This is a genomic window from Roseivirga sp. 4D4, from assembly GCF_001747095.1.
GTDB lineage: Bacteria > Bacteroidota > Bacteroidia > Cytophagales > Cyclobacteriaceae > Roseivirga.
This window is the reverse complement of sequence record NZ_MDGP01000001.1, coordinates 3,211,054-3,226,493: the sequence shown is the minus strand read 5'-3', so window position 1 is coordinate 3,226,493 and position 15,440 is coordinate 3,211,054. Positions and strand designations below refer to the sequence as shown.

The following is a 15,440-nucleotide window of genomic DNA, read 5'->3' as shown; positions in this document are numbered from 1 at the left end:
AGCTTGAAGCACCTCAAATACTTCTTTTTAACCTTGGGAGTAATTATCATCGATCAGGTGGTAAAACTAGTGGTGCATTTCAATATGGCGATGGGCCCAACGGGCGAGATCAACATATTGGGTGATTGGTTTAAGCTCCATTATATCCTTAACAGAGGGATGGCTTTTGGGCTTCGCTTTGGTTCGGAGTATGGCAAACTCGGCCTCACCATATTCCGAATGTTGGCCATGGTGGTGATAGGTATCGTGCTGTATCGAATGGCCAAAAAAAAATACCACCCCGGATTGCTATGGAGTATTGCCGCCATTCTTGGAGGAGCAATCGGCAATGTGATAGACAGTATTTTTTATGGCGTGTTCTTGGACAATGCTCCTTATGATGTCATCACGCCCTGGTTTCATGGGCAGGTGATCGACATGCTCTATCTCGATGTTTGGGAGGGCTATGTAGCAGACTGGATACCGATTTGGGGAGGAAAGAAAGTTGCGCTATGGCCAATCTTCAATATAGCCGATGCCGCCATCTTCATTGGGGTGTTTGTAATTCTAATCTTTCAGAAGCGTTTCTTAAAAAGAGAAGCCCAGATCTAAACGATCTCCTCATTGTATTAATATTTCGTTAAATAAAGTGAAAATATTTCTCGTTTTATCGTTTAAGCTATATATTAACTAATTCGATAGTTTACAATCAAACTCCAATCCAATGAAAAACTCAAAATACTTCCTTGGCCTGATCGCACTATTCTGTGTGTTATCACCTCTTACTGTAAGAGGCTTTCAGGAGCTGCCAAACGATCCATCTGTAAAGATTGGAACCCTTGACAATGGGTTTACTTACTACTTAAGAGAGAATAAACGCCCTGAAAATAGGGTAGAGTTCAGGTTAGCCATTAAGGCGGGCTCTATTTTGGAAGATGATGACCAACAGGGTTTGGCTCACTTTTCTGAACATATGCTGTTTAACGGTACCAAGAACTTCGAGAAAAACGACCTGGTCGACTTCCTTCAAAAAATGGGCTTGGAATTCGGAGGGGATCTAAATGCATATACCAGTTTTGATGAAACGGTTTATATACTTCCAATCCCAACAGACGATCCTGAAAATATTGGAAAAGCACTCACCGTACTAAGTGACTGGGCACATCAGGCCACTTTTGACAATGAAGAGATAGATAAAGAGCGAGGTGTAGTGATGGAAGAGTGGAGGCTTAGACTAGGCGCGTTCGAAAGAATGAGACAGCAAATTTGGCCTATCACCCTAGCGGGGTCCAGATATGCTGAGCGCTTGCCAATTGGTAAGCCAGAAGTACTGGAGAACTTCGAATATGATGCAGCCAAACGGTTTTACCGTGACTGGTACAGACCAGATCTAATGAGCCTAATAGCTGTTGGAGATTTTGATGCTCAACAGATGGAGATGGACATTAAGAAATTCTTCGGCCAGATAGAAGGGCCTAAAAATCCTAAAGAAAGAGTTTATTACTCTCGTCCAGATTTTGAGGGAACAAGAATAGCCGTAGCCACTGATGAAGAAGCTACCGGAAATACCATTTCTGTAGAGTTTATTACCCCGGGTCAGGCACAATCTGAAAACACGCTCGAATCGTTTAGAAAAGGTGTCTTAAGAGGCCTCTATTCCAGAATGATCAACCAAAGGTTAAACGAGTTGGTACAATCTGAGAACCCTCCGTTCCAGTTTAGTTTTAGCAGCTATGGTGGAACGCTCGGAAGAGACAAATTTGCCTATAGAATGTATGTTAGTGTCAAAGAAGATGAATTTAAGCAAGGGTTTCAAGCGGCAGTTTCTGCGAACGAGAGAGTTAGGCGCTATGGATTTACAGAGGGCGAATTAGAGCGTGCAATGGCTTCGTATAAAAACAGCTATGAAAGAAATGTTAAAGAGGCGGATAAGGCGGAATCTTGGAGAATAGTTAACCAGTATGTAGGTCACTTCCTCAATGGCGGCTCACTCTTAAGCCCGGCCCAGCGTTTGGAGTACTTTGAGCAAGTAATGCCAACCATCAAGTTGGAAGAGATCAATGAATTGGTAAAAGGATGGATTCGTGATGATAACAGAACCATAGAAATCAATGCAAAGACCAAGGATGCGGATAAAATCCCAACGGAAGAAGAATTACTGAGCATTTTAGACAATGCAAAGAATGACAACAGCATTAAGCCTTATGTGGAAGATAAAATTGCGACTTCCTTGATTACCGCTTTGCCGAGCCCTGGAAAAGTTACTGATGAATTGACTAATGAGACCACTGGCATCACCCAGCTTACCCTGTCCAATGGAGTTAATGTGTATATAAAGCCTACGGATTTTAAGAACGATGAGGTGAGAATGACTGGCTTCAGTTTTGGTGGAGCTTCTCTCTATAACCCTGATGAGCTTATGTCAGTTCAGAATGCTGGGCAAATCGTGAGCCAGATGGGTATTGGAGAATTCAGCTCTGTGGATTTAGGGAAATTTATGACGGGGAAAACTGCTTCCGTAAATGCTGGCATCGGTTTGTATGAAGAGAATATATCTGGCTTTTCTAGTGTCAAAGACTTAGAGACTTTTATGCAACTACTACACCTGAAGTTCACTTCTGTTAGAAAGGATGAAAAGGCGTTTAATAGTTGGTTGACAAGAACGAAAAACCTTTATGCCAATGTTACTTCTAGCCCAGACTTCCAATATCAGATTCAGATGCAGGAAATCATGTATGGCGAAGACAATCCATGGGTGGGGTTTCCTACCCCTGAGAAACTTGATCAGATAGATTTAGACAGGGCTATCGAAATCTACAAGGAGCGATTTGCCAATGCGGCTGACTTTCAGTTTGTATTTGTTGGCAACGTGGATATGACTACGTTTAAGCCACTGCTAGAACAGTACATAGCCACCCTACCATCAAACAATAATAAGGAGTCATATAAAGATGTAGGCCTTCAGGTAAGAAAAGGCCAGATTAGCGAAAACGTATATGTAGGCGTTGACGAAAAGAGTCAGGTTAACATCACCATCAGTGGTGATTATGACTATTCCATGGAGAACAACGGTCTGATGAACGCCATTGCTGGTATCCTAAGCAATAAGATGATTGAGACTTTACGTGAGGAAATGGGCGGGGTATATGGCGCAGGAGCGAGTGCATCACCACGGGAATATCCTGAACCTCAGTTTCTTTTTTCTATTTCTTTTCCTTGTAAGCCGGAAAACGTGGAAGCATTAACACAGGCGGCTTTGACTGAATTGGAAAAAATTAAGAATGGCGAGTTTACCGATGAGGATCTCCAGAAGATTGTCACTGCACGTAAGCAAAACTTTGAAGAGTCCATAAAGCAAAATAGTTATTGGTCTGCAATGATGGGTGCTTATCTCAAAAGTGGTGATGATTTTGAAATGATCCTTAAAGGAAATGAAAGAGCAGATGCCATTACAAGAGAAGCAGTGATTGCAGCCGCGAACAAGTATTTGACAAAAGATAATATGATCAAAGTGGTTAAACTTCCCGAGAATAGAAAAGAGGGGGATTTAAAACAAGAGATCAAGAAGAACTAAGATATTCTCCGAAGTTCAACGGTAAACAGACGTCATTCTGAATTCATTTCAGGATGACGTTTTAGCTTTATGTCAAGGAGCTATTTTACAATTACCTCATTCACAATTGGCTGTCCGAACTCTTTGGTTAACAGCACCAGAATCTTATCTCGAGACATATTGAGTTCATGTTTCAGCGGAGCAGATGATATGTGGACGAAGAGCTTTTTGTCCCTTATATAAATCTTGGATGTCCTCGATGCGATCGGCTTACCCATTACGCGTTCCCAGGAATTGATTAGATCTGTCTCGTAAAATTTTCCATCTATCCGAAAGGCCTTGAGCATTTCTCCAATGGCGTTCCCGATAGTTTCGGGTTCACTTTTTCTGCCTTTTTGGGTCGACCTTCGTCTCATTTATTTCCGTTTGGGACACCAAAAGTACCAATTCAGTGGTTGTCGTTTGGCATTAGATTGAAATTAGTCAATATTTATTGCAAAGTCGTTCACAATGTTCATTCGTAAACTCTTCAAGATCGGAGATAAGGCCAAGTGGCTCACGCTTGAGTTGCTCATCGTATTTATTGGAGTCTATTTGGCTTTTCTGTTTCAGAGCTATGCTGAAGACAACAAAATAGACAAGGAGAAAGAAAAAGTACTCGTTGGCCTTAAGTTGGAACTTGAGGAATTCAGAACCACCTTCGAGCGATTTGCAGATTATCAGAGAGATAAGGTGAAGGAGTGGGACTCACTTTTTCTGGCAGGAGAAGTAGCACGCTATTATGATTGGAGATATATCGAACCTCAATACAACTTTATGATTATTGAGTATGCCTTAAATCAGAAAGGAACTGATATAGTTGATTTTGAGCTTTACTCAAGCCTATCAGAACTATACAACCAGATTAAGAAGCTTGAGCATGCCGAAAGATTGATGACTGATCTGGCGATGAGTTACAATATCTTGCCCAAAGATCTAGACCCTAAAAAAGGCCAAGGGGCTGTGTTGGCCGCTGAGAATAGGTTCCACTTTTATAAGTTCAAGAATTTTGCTCGCGACAGGGCAGGAATGCTAGGACGTGTATGGAGTGCCTCATCAAACATTATCGGATTGATTAATGAGGAGTTGGGGCCAGAGCGATCGAAGGAAGTAGATGCTAAACTCCTTGAGAGGTATGTGAATGGAGGTATTCAGATGGACTTTGTAAAAGAGATATTTGATCAGTACTTCCCACAATATTCTGATGATGATTTCGACAGAATGATTGAGGAAATTCAGGAGAGAGCTTCTGTTAGTCAGACTCAATAAAGAGGTCAGAAGCTATTTTATCGGCAAGCAATTTTCCCTGATCGGTTAAGACTAAGAAACCATCGTCTTCGAAGACCAAGTCCTGTTGAGAAAGCCTTTCTAAGTAGCTTTCCTTTATAGATAGTAAGTCCACTTGGTACTTGGCCTTGAGCAAATCTAAATCACAACCCCACTTGGTTCTAAGAGAAGTTAGTATGTACTCGTTGACCTGATCTTCTGGTGAAAGCGTAATAACTTCAAAGGGTATTTTACCTTCTTCTATTCCTTTCAAATACTTGGCGTTATTGGATATGTTCGCTTTACGAAATTTTCCATTATATGAGTGAGCCGAAGGTCCAATCCCTAAGTACTTCTCATCTTTCCAATAGGCGCTGTTGTGTTGAGATTCATAACCAGGTTGAGCAAAATTCGAAATCTCGTATTGATCATAGCCATACTTGTTCATGATCTCTAATAGTATTTCGAACTGATCTGCCGCAAAGTCTTCATCAATGGCTTTTAGCTTTCCTTTAGCCAACCAGTTGCCGAATGCCGTTTTTGGTTCTATTGTCAAACAGTACGAAGAAATATGCTCTGGCCGAAGTGTGGTGATCATTTTCAGGTCACGAAGCCAGTTGTCATGGTTGTCACTTGGCAAAGCGTAGATTAAATCCAGACTGATGTTTTCGAAACCGGCTTGTCGAGCCAAATAAAAGGTGTCCATGGCTTGCTGACTAGTATGCTGACGATTCATCCATTTAAGGTGATCATCATTGAATGATTGGACGCCAATGCTCAGTCTATTTACACCATGATCGAAGAAAGTTGAAAGCTTGGCCTGATCGAGGTCGTCAGGATTGGCTTCAAGCGTAATCTCTGGGTTGCTCGATAATGCATATTCATGCTGAATAATGCGCATTAGTTTTTTTAAGTGAGGGCCTTCCAGCAGCGAAGGTGTACCACCACCGAAATAAACGGTATAAATGGTATCTCGGCCTAAGAAGTCGCTTTGCATCACCAGTTCATCGGCAATTGCATCTACCATTGTATCTATTTGGCCAAGCGATTGGGTAAAGTGAAAGTCACAATAATGACACGCTTTTTTGCAGAAGGGAATATGGATATATAATCCGGCCAAAGTTTCGTTATTTTAAATTCAAACCTAATAAATGTCAGGCTTTCGCTGTGCCATATTGGTCGTTTTCGGCCTGAGTTTCCTTATGTTTCATTCCTCTTTTGCTCAGCAAAAGACGGAATTGCTAATTAAGACCGCACCGGAATACGAACAACTGATTCGAAAGTATAAGTATAGTCAAAATCATAATGACTCCTTAACCGCTATTCAAACGATCCGGTCTTTAGTGAATCAACTTCATTTGGATGGATACCTTTTGGCCAAAGTTGATACGATTGTTTCAAGTAATGGTAGAATTGAAGCTTCGCTTGATCCAGGTTCCGCCTTTGAGTGGTTGTCTCTGAAGGCTGGCAATGTAGCACAGAATGTTCTGCGGAAATCTGGCTTTAAGGAAAGTCGCTTTGATGGAAAGAGGTTCAACCTGAATACGATTCGAAAAATTGAAGGAAGTATGATTCGTTATGCCGAAAGAAATGGCTACCCTTTCGCATCGCTGAAGTATGACTCTCTGCATGTAGATGCCAACCAGTTGAATGCCACTCTGAATTTGGACTTAGGACCACTGATACGTTTCGATTCGGTCCATGTTTCTAGAAAAAAGGTATTGAAATCACGTTTTGCAACTGCCTATTTAGGCATAGACATGGGAGACCCTTATGACCAGGCTATTGTCGATGGCATTGTGAGTAAACTGAGAAGACTTCCCTATTTGCGATTGGCCAAGAGCCCTGCTTTGTCCTTTCAAAATAGTGAAGCTAAGGTGACGCTAGATCTGGAGAAGCGACCTATAAATACCATTGATGGAATCATAGGTTTTTTACCAAATACGAGCCGGGATAACGGATTGCTGATCACGGGGCAGTTTGATTTAGAACTTTATAATCCTTTTGCTACAGGAAAGAAGATTGGCTTACACTGGAGGCGCCTGAGTGAGGAAACCCAATCGATCTTAATGGAATATGATCACCCTAACATTTTCAGAAGTCCTTTGTCTGTTGAGACCGACTTTGAGTTTTTGAAACAAGATACCACCTTCACTCGGAGGGATTTCAGAGTGAATTTCTCATTTAATCTTGGAGCCAATAGCTCGCTCAGTTTTTTCACTGATTTTCGGAACACTGATTTACTGGCTACGGCACAGTTTGCTAACGCGACCAGCTTACCTGATATCGTTGACTTTGGACTAACACGTTACGGGCTCAGTATGAACTTTGATCGCTTGGATGATGCCTTCTTACCAAAACGAGGTTTTCGTTTCAGTGCTTCGGCATCGGTAGGCAATAAGGTCATTGAACAGAATATCGATTTACCGTCTGAGATTTATCAGGGAGTAGACCTCAAAACCTTGCAGTACCAGTACGATCTTCGCTTGAGCAATTATTTGCCTGTCAGCCAGCGATTGATACTATATACCGGTATGGACGCTGGCTTCCTTTCCAATGATCAACTTTTTCAAAATGACGCCTATCGATTGGGAGGACTCAATACTATCCGTGGCTTTAGTGAGAATTTCTTTTTTGCTACAGCCTATGCCTATTCAACAGTTGAATCTCGGGTGTTTTTTGATGGGTCTTCATACTTGTCGGTTTTCACAGACTTCGGTGTTATCAGAAGTGACATTGTGGATCGTGTGGGCGACAAGAATGAATTTGCATTAGGTTTGGGTGCGGGCATTAACTTTTCAACTAGCAATGGTATCTTTAACTTTGTTTATGCCCTAGGGACTTCAGATAGTTCAGGAGGTTTAGACTTTAACCAATCAAGAATTCATTTCGGGTATACCACCCACTTTTAAAATGGAAGGCACTATTGACATTTCGCCAGCATTGTTTAGGGACATTGCCATCACGATTTCCTTACTTCTACTGGCAACATATGCGGTATCAAGAATAGTGTTTCCAAAAATGTTTGCTGCGACATACGACTTCTCCAAGTTCTTAAACTTCAAGTTGAAAGATGAGTTTGGTTCCAATCTTCGGTTGTTAAGTACCGAGAGCTTTTATTTCACATTGATTCTTTCTGCCTCACTCAGTTTTGTGCTATTGATACTGATTTATGGCTTGAATCAGATAGGGGAGGCAGCATTCGTCAGTTGGCTGATTCCCACCGGTTTTTGGGCAGGCTTGTTAATTTGGCTTGGGGTAACGGCCTCATTTCAACTTATATTCCTGATAAAATATTTGTTCATAGCCTTAGTGGGAGTGCTATTCAACCTTCCCGCTTCAACAAGTCGTCACTTTCAGGAAGTACAAAGCCTTAACAACTGCTTTGTACTGGCCGTGACTTTGGTTTGCACGGTTGTCATTTATAGCAATTTTATGATACCTCAAATCCTGATTAATGGGATAATCATTGTCACCCTCATCTATTTGCTTTACAGATCGTTAAACATTTATCTAAAGCTAGAACAACTCAAGCTTTATAGTAAGTTATATATATTTTCTTACCTTTGCAGCACAGAAATCATCCCTGCTATTGTAGGGATTAAATTACTGACGTAACACGCCAAATTCGGGTAAAAAGTAGGGAAGTATATGTCTAATAGCATCATTGAGGAGAGGCTGAAAGAAGTCAAGAGTTTGCTTGTATCTCAGCCAAAACCGTCTGATCCGAAATCACCATATTATAAACTTGCAGATAAGTACGGAATTAAGGTTGACTTTCGACCTTTCATTCAGGTAGATCCTATCGCAGCTAAAGAGTTTAGAAAGCAAAAGATTGATATTCTAAAGCATACGGCTATTATTTTTACCAGTCGTAACGCTGTTGATCATTTCTTTGCCATTTGTAACGACTTGAAGGTGGATATTCCAGCTGATATGAAATACTTCTGTATTTCTGAGCAGACAGCTAATTATCTCCAGAAGTATATCGTTGTTAGAAAGAGAAAAATATTCACTGGCTCAAGAACGGCTGAAGATCTTATTGAGATCCTGAAAAAGCATAAGAACGAGAAGTATTTATTCCCATGTTCTAATATTCGCAAGGATGATATCCCGAACTTTTTGAAAGACAGTGGTTACGAATATTCTGAAGCGGTCATTTACGAGACTGTAGCGAGTGATTTGTCAGACTTAGATAATGTCTACTATGACATCATTGCATTCTACAGTCCTAGTGGTATCAATTCACTTTTCGTGAATTTCCCAGACTTCAAACAGAATGATACTCGTATCGCAGTATTTGGCCCTACAACAGCTAAAGCGGCAAAAGAAGCTGATTTGGTTTTGGATATTGAAGCACCACAACCAAATGCTCCTTCCATGACTGGAGCGTTGGAGTTATACATTAAGAAGGCGAACAAACTTTAAGATTAGCGAAACCTATAAGGGCTCTTGCTAGTTTTGTTGTAATATATTCGCGCGGTTTAAATAAATGAAAGCTATTTCGCGTTACCACATTATGACAAGAGCCTTTCTGCTAACACTTCTATGCTTATGTTGTCATTTGAGTTTACGCGCGCAACAAGATGCGCAGTTCACTCATTACATGTTTAATCAGTTATATTATAATCCGGCATTCGCTGGTCTCTCAAACGGTAATACACTCACAGCCATTCACAGGTCACAATGGTTTGGCTATGATGGAACCATCAATAGTGGTGGTGCGCCAAGCACTCAGATGATTAGCTACAATACCAGTTCAAAGTTTTGGAATGGTGGTTTGGGCTTTCATGTAGTTAATGATAACCTAGGACCCTCGTCCAATTTAGAGTTCCAGATTTCAGGTTCTTATTTCCTTAGCCTCCCCAATGGGGCTTCGTTGAGTATAGGTTTGAAGGCAGGGATGTTTTCAAGCAGTATAGATTTTGATGAAATTGTGGTAGTCGATCCCAGAGATGGAGTAGGTAATCTAACAGGCAAAGAGTCTCAATTACGTCCAGATTTAGGGGTAGGAATTCTTTATAGAAATGGAAATTTTTTTGGTGGTTTCAGTACAAATCACTTAATTCAACCCGAATTCGACTTCGGTCAGGATCAAATAGCCAATCAATTACTTCGACACTACTATTTGACAGCAGGGTATGACTACGCGGTTACTCCTGAACTCACAATCACTCCAACTTTATTACTTAGATCTGTAGGGTTCGATTCCTACAACTGGGATTTAAGTGTTATTGGTCGTTTTAGAGACCAATTATGGGGTGGGGTATCTTATAGACAATCAGAATCGGCTTCGGCTATGATTGGCTATAAAGTACTAAAAGACAGGAGTTTATCGTTAGCATATGCAGTTGACATTGTTTTGACAGACAGGCAAAGTAAGGAGCCAACTTCTCAGGAAATTATGCTCATTTACACCTTCAAGTCAAAAACTAGAGTAAGAAATCTTGGACGAAATATCATAAGGACTCCAAGATACCGTTACTAAACAAAAGTTCGGTGAGATTGAAAAGGTTGAAATTTTTTCGCGCTCAGCGGATTACTAACAATAAAATATTAATTTTCGCGCTTTAAGCGGACTACTGGCGTCATTTGAGGAGGTAAATGGCCAGGAAAACTATAAAAACTGACTATGATGAGAAAGTCTGTACTGGGTCTTATGATTGTACTATTGCTCGGCACCACAGCCGGTTGTAGTATGTTCGATGGCTTCTTAGCAGGAGGAGGGAAAGAAGGAAAGCTGCTTGAAGAAGGCCAGCTTCTTGGTGTCCTTGATAGAGAAGGTTGGTATCAAGAGCTTCCTTATGGTATGGTTGCCATCCCTGCCGGAACATTTTTTATGGGCCAGGCGGATGAAGATGTAGCCGCCTCTCAAATTAATTCTAATAGACAAATCACAGTGAGTCCATTTTTCATGGACGCTGAAGAAATAACAAATAACGAATACCGTCAATTCCTATATCATGTTTCTGAGCTAGCGCAAAATGGAGACAGGTACTGGGATGCTACTTTGATTGCATCGGTTATGCCTAACCCAAAGGTGTGGGAAGAAGAATTTACTTACCACTATGCCGATCGTATGACACAATATTACTGGAAACATGCCGCTTTTGATAACTATCCTGTTGTGGGCGTTAGTTGGGAAGCTGCAGAGAAGTTTGCAGAATGGAGAACCATCAACCTAAATAATGGTCAACAAATAAAATATGAAGGTGGAGGAGGCCTATTCTCTTTCGGAGGAAAGAAAAAGGATAGAGAAGCCGCTGCAGCTGCAGCTGATGCCGCTCCAGTGCTTGGTGCTGTCGGACCTGCTGGTACTGCTAACGGTGCTGCTGCCAGTACTTTTGTAGATACCTCCCCAATCGAAACCAGATACCCTGATTTTAGACTCCCTACTGAAGCGGAGTGGGAGTACGCTGCCAGAGGAGGTAGAGAAATTGTAAAGTACCCTTGGGGAAATCCATACACTAGAAATAAGGATGGATGTTTCCTAGCCAACTTTAAACCTGGTAGAGGAGCCTATGCCGATGATGGCTATCCTTACACAGCTCCAGTTAATGCATTCTTGCCTAACCCATTCAACCTGTACAATATGTCAGGAAATGTAGCAGAATGGTGTAGAGATGATTTTTCACCGGTCTATAATCCATTGGTTTGGGATTTGAACCCGATGTTTACTTATAATCCAGAAACAGATAGCGACAGCCCGCACTTTGGAAAGAAAGTGGTCAGAGGTGGTGCATGGAACGATGTGTCCTACTATCTACAAACTGGAACAAGATCTTTTGAATACCGTGATGTAGCCTCGGCTTCTATCGGCTTTAGATGTGCCATGGACTACCTTGGCCAACAATAATTTCACCTATTGAATAATTTAACTTCAACCTAACTAAGAAAAAAAATGGCTAGTAAATTCGTTAACAACTTTTATGGCAACGTAATGCCCAAGATCTACGGTCTTGGTGCTTCTGTAGTAATTGTTGGTGCTATGTTTAAGCTTGAGGGCTGGGCTGGTGCAACGGTAATGCTTGTTACTGGACTAAGTGTAGAAGCACTAATTTTTGCTTTCTCTGCATTTGAGCCTAAGAGTACTGACTATACCAAGCTTTTATACGATCATTCCAAAGACAGCAATGGAGCAGCTTCTGATAAAGGAGATATTTCTTTGCAGAAAATGCTTAAGGAAGCAGCCATGAACAAGGAGGGCCTTCAAAACCTGAAAGCCGGAATGGATAACTTGGCTAACAATGCCAAGCAAATGGCCAACATGTCTAATGCATCTGTTGCCACCGATGAGTATGCAAAAAATGCAAAAACTGCAGCTGCTTCATTGGCTAGAATAGATCAATCTTCTGCCCAAGCTGCTACCGCATTTAGTGAGGTAGCTAACACAGTGAAGGGCTCTGGTACAAACCAGACACAATTGAAAGCAGCAACTGAAGCTTATCAAGCTCAGTTGAAAGATGCCGCTACTCAGCTTCAGGCTTTGAGTGGTGCTTATAAAACAGAATTAGCAGATACGGAATCTGTAGCAAAATATATGAAAGGCTACCTGTCGAACATGGAAACCATGATCAAAGGAGCTATGAATACCGCTAAGCAAACTGAAGAGTTCCAGGGCCAAATGGCGAAACTGAACTCGAATGTTACTTCGCTTAATAAGGTATATGGAGCAATGTTATCAGCAATGAAACAATCAAACTCTTAATCTGAAAGATAATGGCAGGAGGTAAAGAAACCCCGCGGCAGAAGATGATTGGCATGATGTATCTCGTGCTGACCGCTCTTCTTGCCCTACAGATTAAGGACTCCGTACTGGAGAAATTCGTATTGATGGAAAGCGGTTTGGAAGTTTCAAACGCGTCTTTCTTGGACTACAATCAGACTATCTTAGGCGACATCCAATCGGATGTAGTCAATCAAGGAGATAAACAGGGTGATCAAGCTGTGGCAAAAGTAGCCGAGGGTGTAAGAAACTATACCAACGGACTAGCTGCTTACCTTGATAATCTTAAGTATGAGCTTGGGAAAGTTTCAACAGGAGGAGATACCTCTAAATTGAGAAAAAGATCCACCTTGAAAAAATACGAGGAGCCGTCTAATTATATGGTGAATCAAGGGTTTGCTGATGAGTTAAAAGCAAAGCTCGATGAATATCCTGAAAAGGTTAATGGTCTAATCGCCCTTTTGGGAAAGGATACCATGACTCCAGAATGGATGGAATCAATTGCTCTTAAGGCGGATGATATCAAAATGTACGAGAATAATCAGGAAGAGAAGAAGAAGGATTATGCTGACTTTAATTTCTACAAAGCACCCTTAGCTTCGGTTCTTGCCCAATTGACATTCTATAAAAATCAGATTTACAGTAAAGAGGCTGTTGCTTTGAACAAACTAAAGTCTTTTGTAGGTACGGCAGTTTCTGTTAATCCAAATGACATACCATCGATAGAAAGTGTTCAGTCTGCTCCGGCAACTCAGTCAAGTGAGCCACAGCAAGTTGCTGAAAATGATAATGTAGCTAATACACCATCAACGACACCGAGTCAGCCATCAAACACTTCTAGTGATGCGATTGACCCTGAAGACTTCTTGACAGGTGCTTTTGCAGGTATTGATTACGCTGAAGCTACTGTATTATCTGAGTCGAATATTATAACAGCAGGTTTACCTTTTAAAGCCCAGGCCTTTTTGACGCTTGGTAACTCAAAACTTGAACCGACCGTGAAGATGAATGGTCAAGATGTTACAATGCTTGGTGGAAGAGGACAAATTGATTTTCCAACTTCGGCTCGCGAGAGTGAGTACGATGCGAATGGCTTGGCAAAAAAGACTTTCGAAGTAGAGATTACAGCTGACGATGGAACAGGTAGTCAAATTACCAGGACTACAACTCACGAGTACTTTGTAGCAAGACCTGTAATTGATGTACGTTCGCAATCAGTTGATGTACTGTATCTAAATTGTAATAACAACTTGACAATTAATGTTCCTGCTTTAGGGCCGGTCTATCAGCCGCGCTTTACGGTTACTGGAGCAACATATACGCAAGGTTCTACTAAGGGTCAGGTTTCGGTTGTGCCTAACAACAGAGCCGTTAAGATAGATGTATCAAGTGGAGGTCAATACATTGGCTTCAGAGAGTTTGAGGCTCGAAATGTGCCATTACCTGCACTGGATGTACGTCCTAATGGACAGGTTTATAATCCAAATGTGGGACTTACAGATATGCCAACAAGGCTTGATCTAAGGCTGAATCCTGATGCAGCATTTGCTGAGAAGTACCCTGATGATGCGAACTTCTATGTGACTAAAGGTACTATTTACTTGACTAGAGGGACTCAGAGAAAAGGTCAGATCAGAATTGATGGCTTGACACCAGATGTAGATTTATCTTCTATAAGAGCACGAATGGCTTCTGGAGATCAGCTGGTTGTGTCCATAGAAGAAATTGCTAGAGTAAACTATAAAAGTGAGCAGATTCCTATCGTTTTTGTAGATAATATGACGATGATCATCAATTAGATTTTAACGTTATGATGAAGAGATTATCCGGCTTATTGTTAATGCTTTTAACCTTGAATGCTATTGCGCAGGAAGAGGGTACAGGTATTGACCCTGCCAAGTTTCTGGAAACTATTGAGAGCACCACTAAAGTGGCTGGACTCAATAGTGCCAAGAAGCAAAACAATGAGTTTTCTGTGCGTCCTATAAGAGACGAAGACGTAATGTTTAGCATTCGTCTTTGGTCAAAAATGAATTTTAATGAAAAGCAGAATTCTAATTGGAATGCAAAGGAGTCTAGGATAACCAAAATCATCATTGAGGGAATAAGGGAGTACTATAAGGCTCAAAATGAAGCATTAGATCAGGTTGTTGGGATAACACCTTATCAAACCTTGGAAAATGAGGTGAAGACATTCACCGAAGACGATATTTTATTGGAAGAGGATTTCAATACAAATCTGTCAGACTTTTCAACCCAGCAAGGTAATTATGATGAGACACAAAGACCTAGAGCCCGAACCGCTTTGAAAATTCGTGATGGAGGAATCTATGCGAATTACAGTAATGCAAGGCTAGACTCGATCATTGATGCAGAATATGCGGCAACTTCTGGTGCTAAGGCACTTGACCCTGCTATTAAAGGTGATTTAGATGTGCTTTTATTGGAAGAGGATTTACTGTTCGATAGAAATCAGTCTTTGGCCAAGTGGGATATTGTTTCTGTTACACTTATCGCTCCTCCAAAGTCATCTGTAGATGGTGCTGAAAGAGAAATTGTGAGAGTGAAATATCAGGAGTTGGTGGCCTATATTGCTAAGATCTACGGAGAGAGTAATAAGGATAGGGCGTATTGGTACAACGATCGTAACCCTCGTAACAAAGAGTTGAGTTTTGCTCATGCCTTTGACCTAAGGTTATTCAGTACCTACATTACTAAATTCCAGAATATTGGAGACGATAATATTCAGACGCTTTACGGAAAACAGAATTACGACTACTCAATCATTGAGCAGGCCATGAAGAAGCGTTTCGAACTGTTAGAGAAAATGCACAACCTCTGGGAATACTAGAGATTGTCGAATGATAAATGAAAAAG

General features: G+C 41.2%; 13 protein-coding genes. 11 read left to right on the top strand and 2 right to left on the bottom strand.

Annotation, left to right across the window (positions count from 1 at the left end):
* Positions 1 to 3 precede the first annotated feature (3 nt).
* The gene (locus tag BFP97_RS14190; RefSeq protein ID WP_069843055.1) at positions 4 to 591 is read left to right on the top strand and encodes a lipoprotein signal peptidase; all 588 of its coding nucleotides are present in this window, start codon (positions 4 to 6) and stop codon (positions 589 to 591) included.
* A gap of 112 nt (positions 592 to 703) precedes the next feature.
* Positions 704 to 3,553, top strand: a complete 2,850-nt coding sequence (locus tag BFP97_RS14185) for a M16 family metallopeptidase (protein ID WP_069843054.1) — start codon at positions 704 to 706, stop codon at positions 3,551 to 3,553.
* 80 nt (positions 3,554 to 3,633) lie between these two features.
* On the opposite strand, the gene BFP97_RS14180 is transcribed toward BFP97_RS14185, so the two are convergent.
* A complete protein-coding gene (locus BFP97_RS14180; protein ID WP_069843053.1) occupies positions 3,634 to 3,948 on the bottom strand; it encodes a DUF721 domain-containing protein in 315 nt (104 codons plus the stop codon).
* 94 nt (positions 3,949 to 4,042) lie between these two features.
* On the opposite strand from BFP97_RS14180, the gene BFP97_RS14175 reads away from it, so the two are divergent.
* Entirely contained in the window at positions 4,043 to 4,840 is a 798-nt protein-coding gene (locus tag BFP97_RS14175) for a hypothetical protein (RefSeq protein WP_069843052.1), read from the top strand.
* On the opposite strand, the gene hemW is transcribed toward BFP97_RS14175, so the two are convergent.
* Positions 4,824 to 5,957, bottom strand: a complete 1,134-nt coding sequence (gene hemW / locus BFP97_RS14170; protein WP_069843051.1) for a radical SAM family heme chaperone HemW — start codon at positions 5,955 to 5,957, stop codon at positions 4,824 to 4,826. The genes BFP97_RS14175 and hemW overlap by 17 nt on opposite strands.
* Before the next feature lie 31 nt (positions 5,958 to 5,988).
* Here hemW and BFP97_RS14165 point away from each other — a divergent pair, with 31 nt between their 5' ends.
* From BFP97_RS14165 to BFP97_RS14130, 8 genes are all read left to right on the top strand, one after another.
* Positions 5,989 to 7,749 (top strand): BamA/TamA family outer membrane protein, encoded by a 1,761-nt coding sequence (locus tag BFP97_RS14165; protein ID WP_069843050.1) that lies wholly within the window; start codon positions 5,989 to 5,991, stop codon positions 7,747 to 7,749.
* A gap of 1 nt (position 7,750) precedes the next feature.
* Positions 7,751 to 8,455: a DUF4271 domain-containing protein gene (locus BFP97_RS14160; protein ID WP_069843049.1), complete on the top strand. Its 705-nt coding sequence runs from the start codon at positions 7,751 to 7,753 to the stop codon at positions 8,453 to 8,455.
* Between the two features lie 33 nt (positions 8,456 to 8,488).
* The gene (locus BFP97_RS14155) at positions 8,489 to 9,265 is read left to right on the top strand and encodes a uroporphyrinogen-III synthase (RefSeq protein WP_069843048.1); all 777 of its coding nucleotides are present in this window, start codon (positions 8,489 to 8,491) and stop codon (positions 9,263 to 9,265) included.
* A 64-nt stretch (positions 9,266 to 9,329) separates the two neighbouring features.
* A complete protein-coding gene (locus BFP97_RS14150) occupies positions 9,330 to 10,325 on the top strand; it encodes a type IX secretion system membrane protein PorP/SprF (protein ID WP_069843047.1) in 996 nt (331 codons plus the stop codon).
* Positions 10,326 to 10,469: 144 nt separating this feature from the next.
* Positions 10,470 to 11,693 carry an SUMF1/EgtB/PvdO family nonheme iron enzyme gene (locus BFP97_RS14145; protein WP_139135312.1) on the top strand — a complete coding sequence of 408 codons (1,224 nt, stop codon included), beginning with the start codon at positions 10,470 to 10,472 and terminating at the stop codon, positions 11,691 to 11,693.
* 45 nt (positions 11,694 to 11,738) lie between these two features.
* Positions 11,739 to 12,545: a gliding motility protein GldL gene (gene gldL / locus BFP97_RS14140; protein ID WP_069843045.1), complete on the top strand. Its 807-nt coding sequence runs from the start codon at positions 11,739 to 11,741 to the stop codon at positions 12,543 to 12,545.
* Positions 12,546 to 12,556: 11 nt separating this feature from the next.
* A complete protein-coding gene (locus BFP97_RS14135; RefSeq protein ID WP_069843044.1) occupies positions 12,557 to 14,362 on the top strand; it encodes a GldM family protein in 1,806 nt (601 codons plus the stop codon).
* A gap of 11 nt (positions 14,363 to 14,373) precedes the next feature.
* Entirely contained in the window at positions 14,374 to 15,414 is a 1,041-nt protein-coding gene (locus BFP97_RS14130) for a hypothetical protein (RefSeq protein ID WP_069843043.1), read from the top strand.
* Positions 15,415 to 15,440 lie beyond the last annotated feature (26 nt).

Coding starts and splice junctions, on each gene's coding strand:
- BFP97_RS14155 (WP_069843048.1), top strand. CDS start 8,489: ATGTCTAATAGCATCATTGAGGAGAGGCTGAAAGAAGTCAAGAGTTTG.
- BFP97_RS14150 (WP_069843047.1), top strand. CDS start 9,330: ATGAAAGCTATTTCGCGTTACCACATTATGACAAGAGCCTTTCTGCTA.
- BFP97_RS14160 (WP_069843049.1), top strand. CDS start 7,751: ATGGAAGGCACTATTGACATTTCGCCAGCATTGTTTAGGGACATTGCC.
- BFP97_RS14145 (WP_139135312.1), top strand. CDS start 10,470: ATGATGAGAAAGTCTGTACTGGGTCTTATGATTGTACTATTGCTCGGC.
- BFP97_RS14130 (WP_069843043.1), top strand. CDS start 14,374: ATGATGAAGAGATTATCCGGCTTATTGTTAATGCTTTTAACCTTGAAT.
- BFP97_RS14185 (WP_069843054.1), top strand. CDS start 704: ATGAAAAACTCAAAATACTTCCTTGGCCTGATCGCACTATTCTGTGTG.
- BFP97_RS14135 (WP_069843044.1), top strand. CDS start 12,557: ATGGCAGGAGGTAAAGAAACCCCGCGGCAGAAGATGATTGGCATGATG.
- gldL (WP_069843045.1), top strand. CDS start 11,739: ATGGCTAGTAAATTCGTTAACAACTTTTATGGCAACGTAATGCCCAAG.
- BFP97_RS14165 (WP_069843050.1), top strand. CDS start 5,989: ATGTCAGGCTTTCGCTGTGCCATATTGGTCGTTTTCGGCCTGAGTTTC.
- BFP97_RS14180 (WP_069843053.1), bottom strand. CDS start 3,948: ATGAGACGAAGGTCGACCCAAAAAGGCAGAAAAAGTGAACCCGAAACT.
- BFP97_RS14175 (WP_069843052.1), top strand. CDS start 4,043: ATGTTCATTCGTAAACTCTTCAAGATCGGAGATAAGGCCAAGTGGCTC.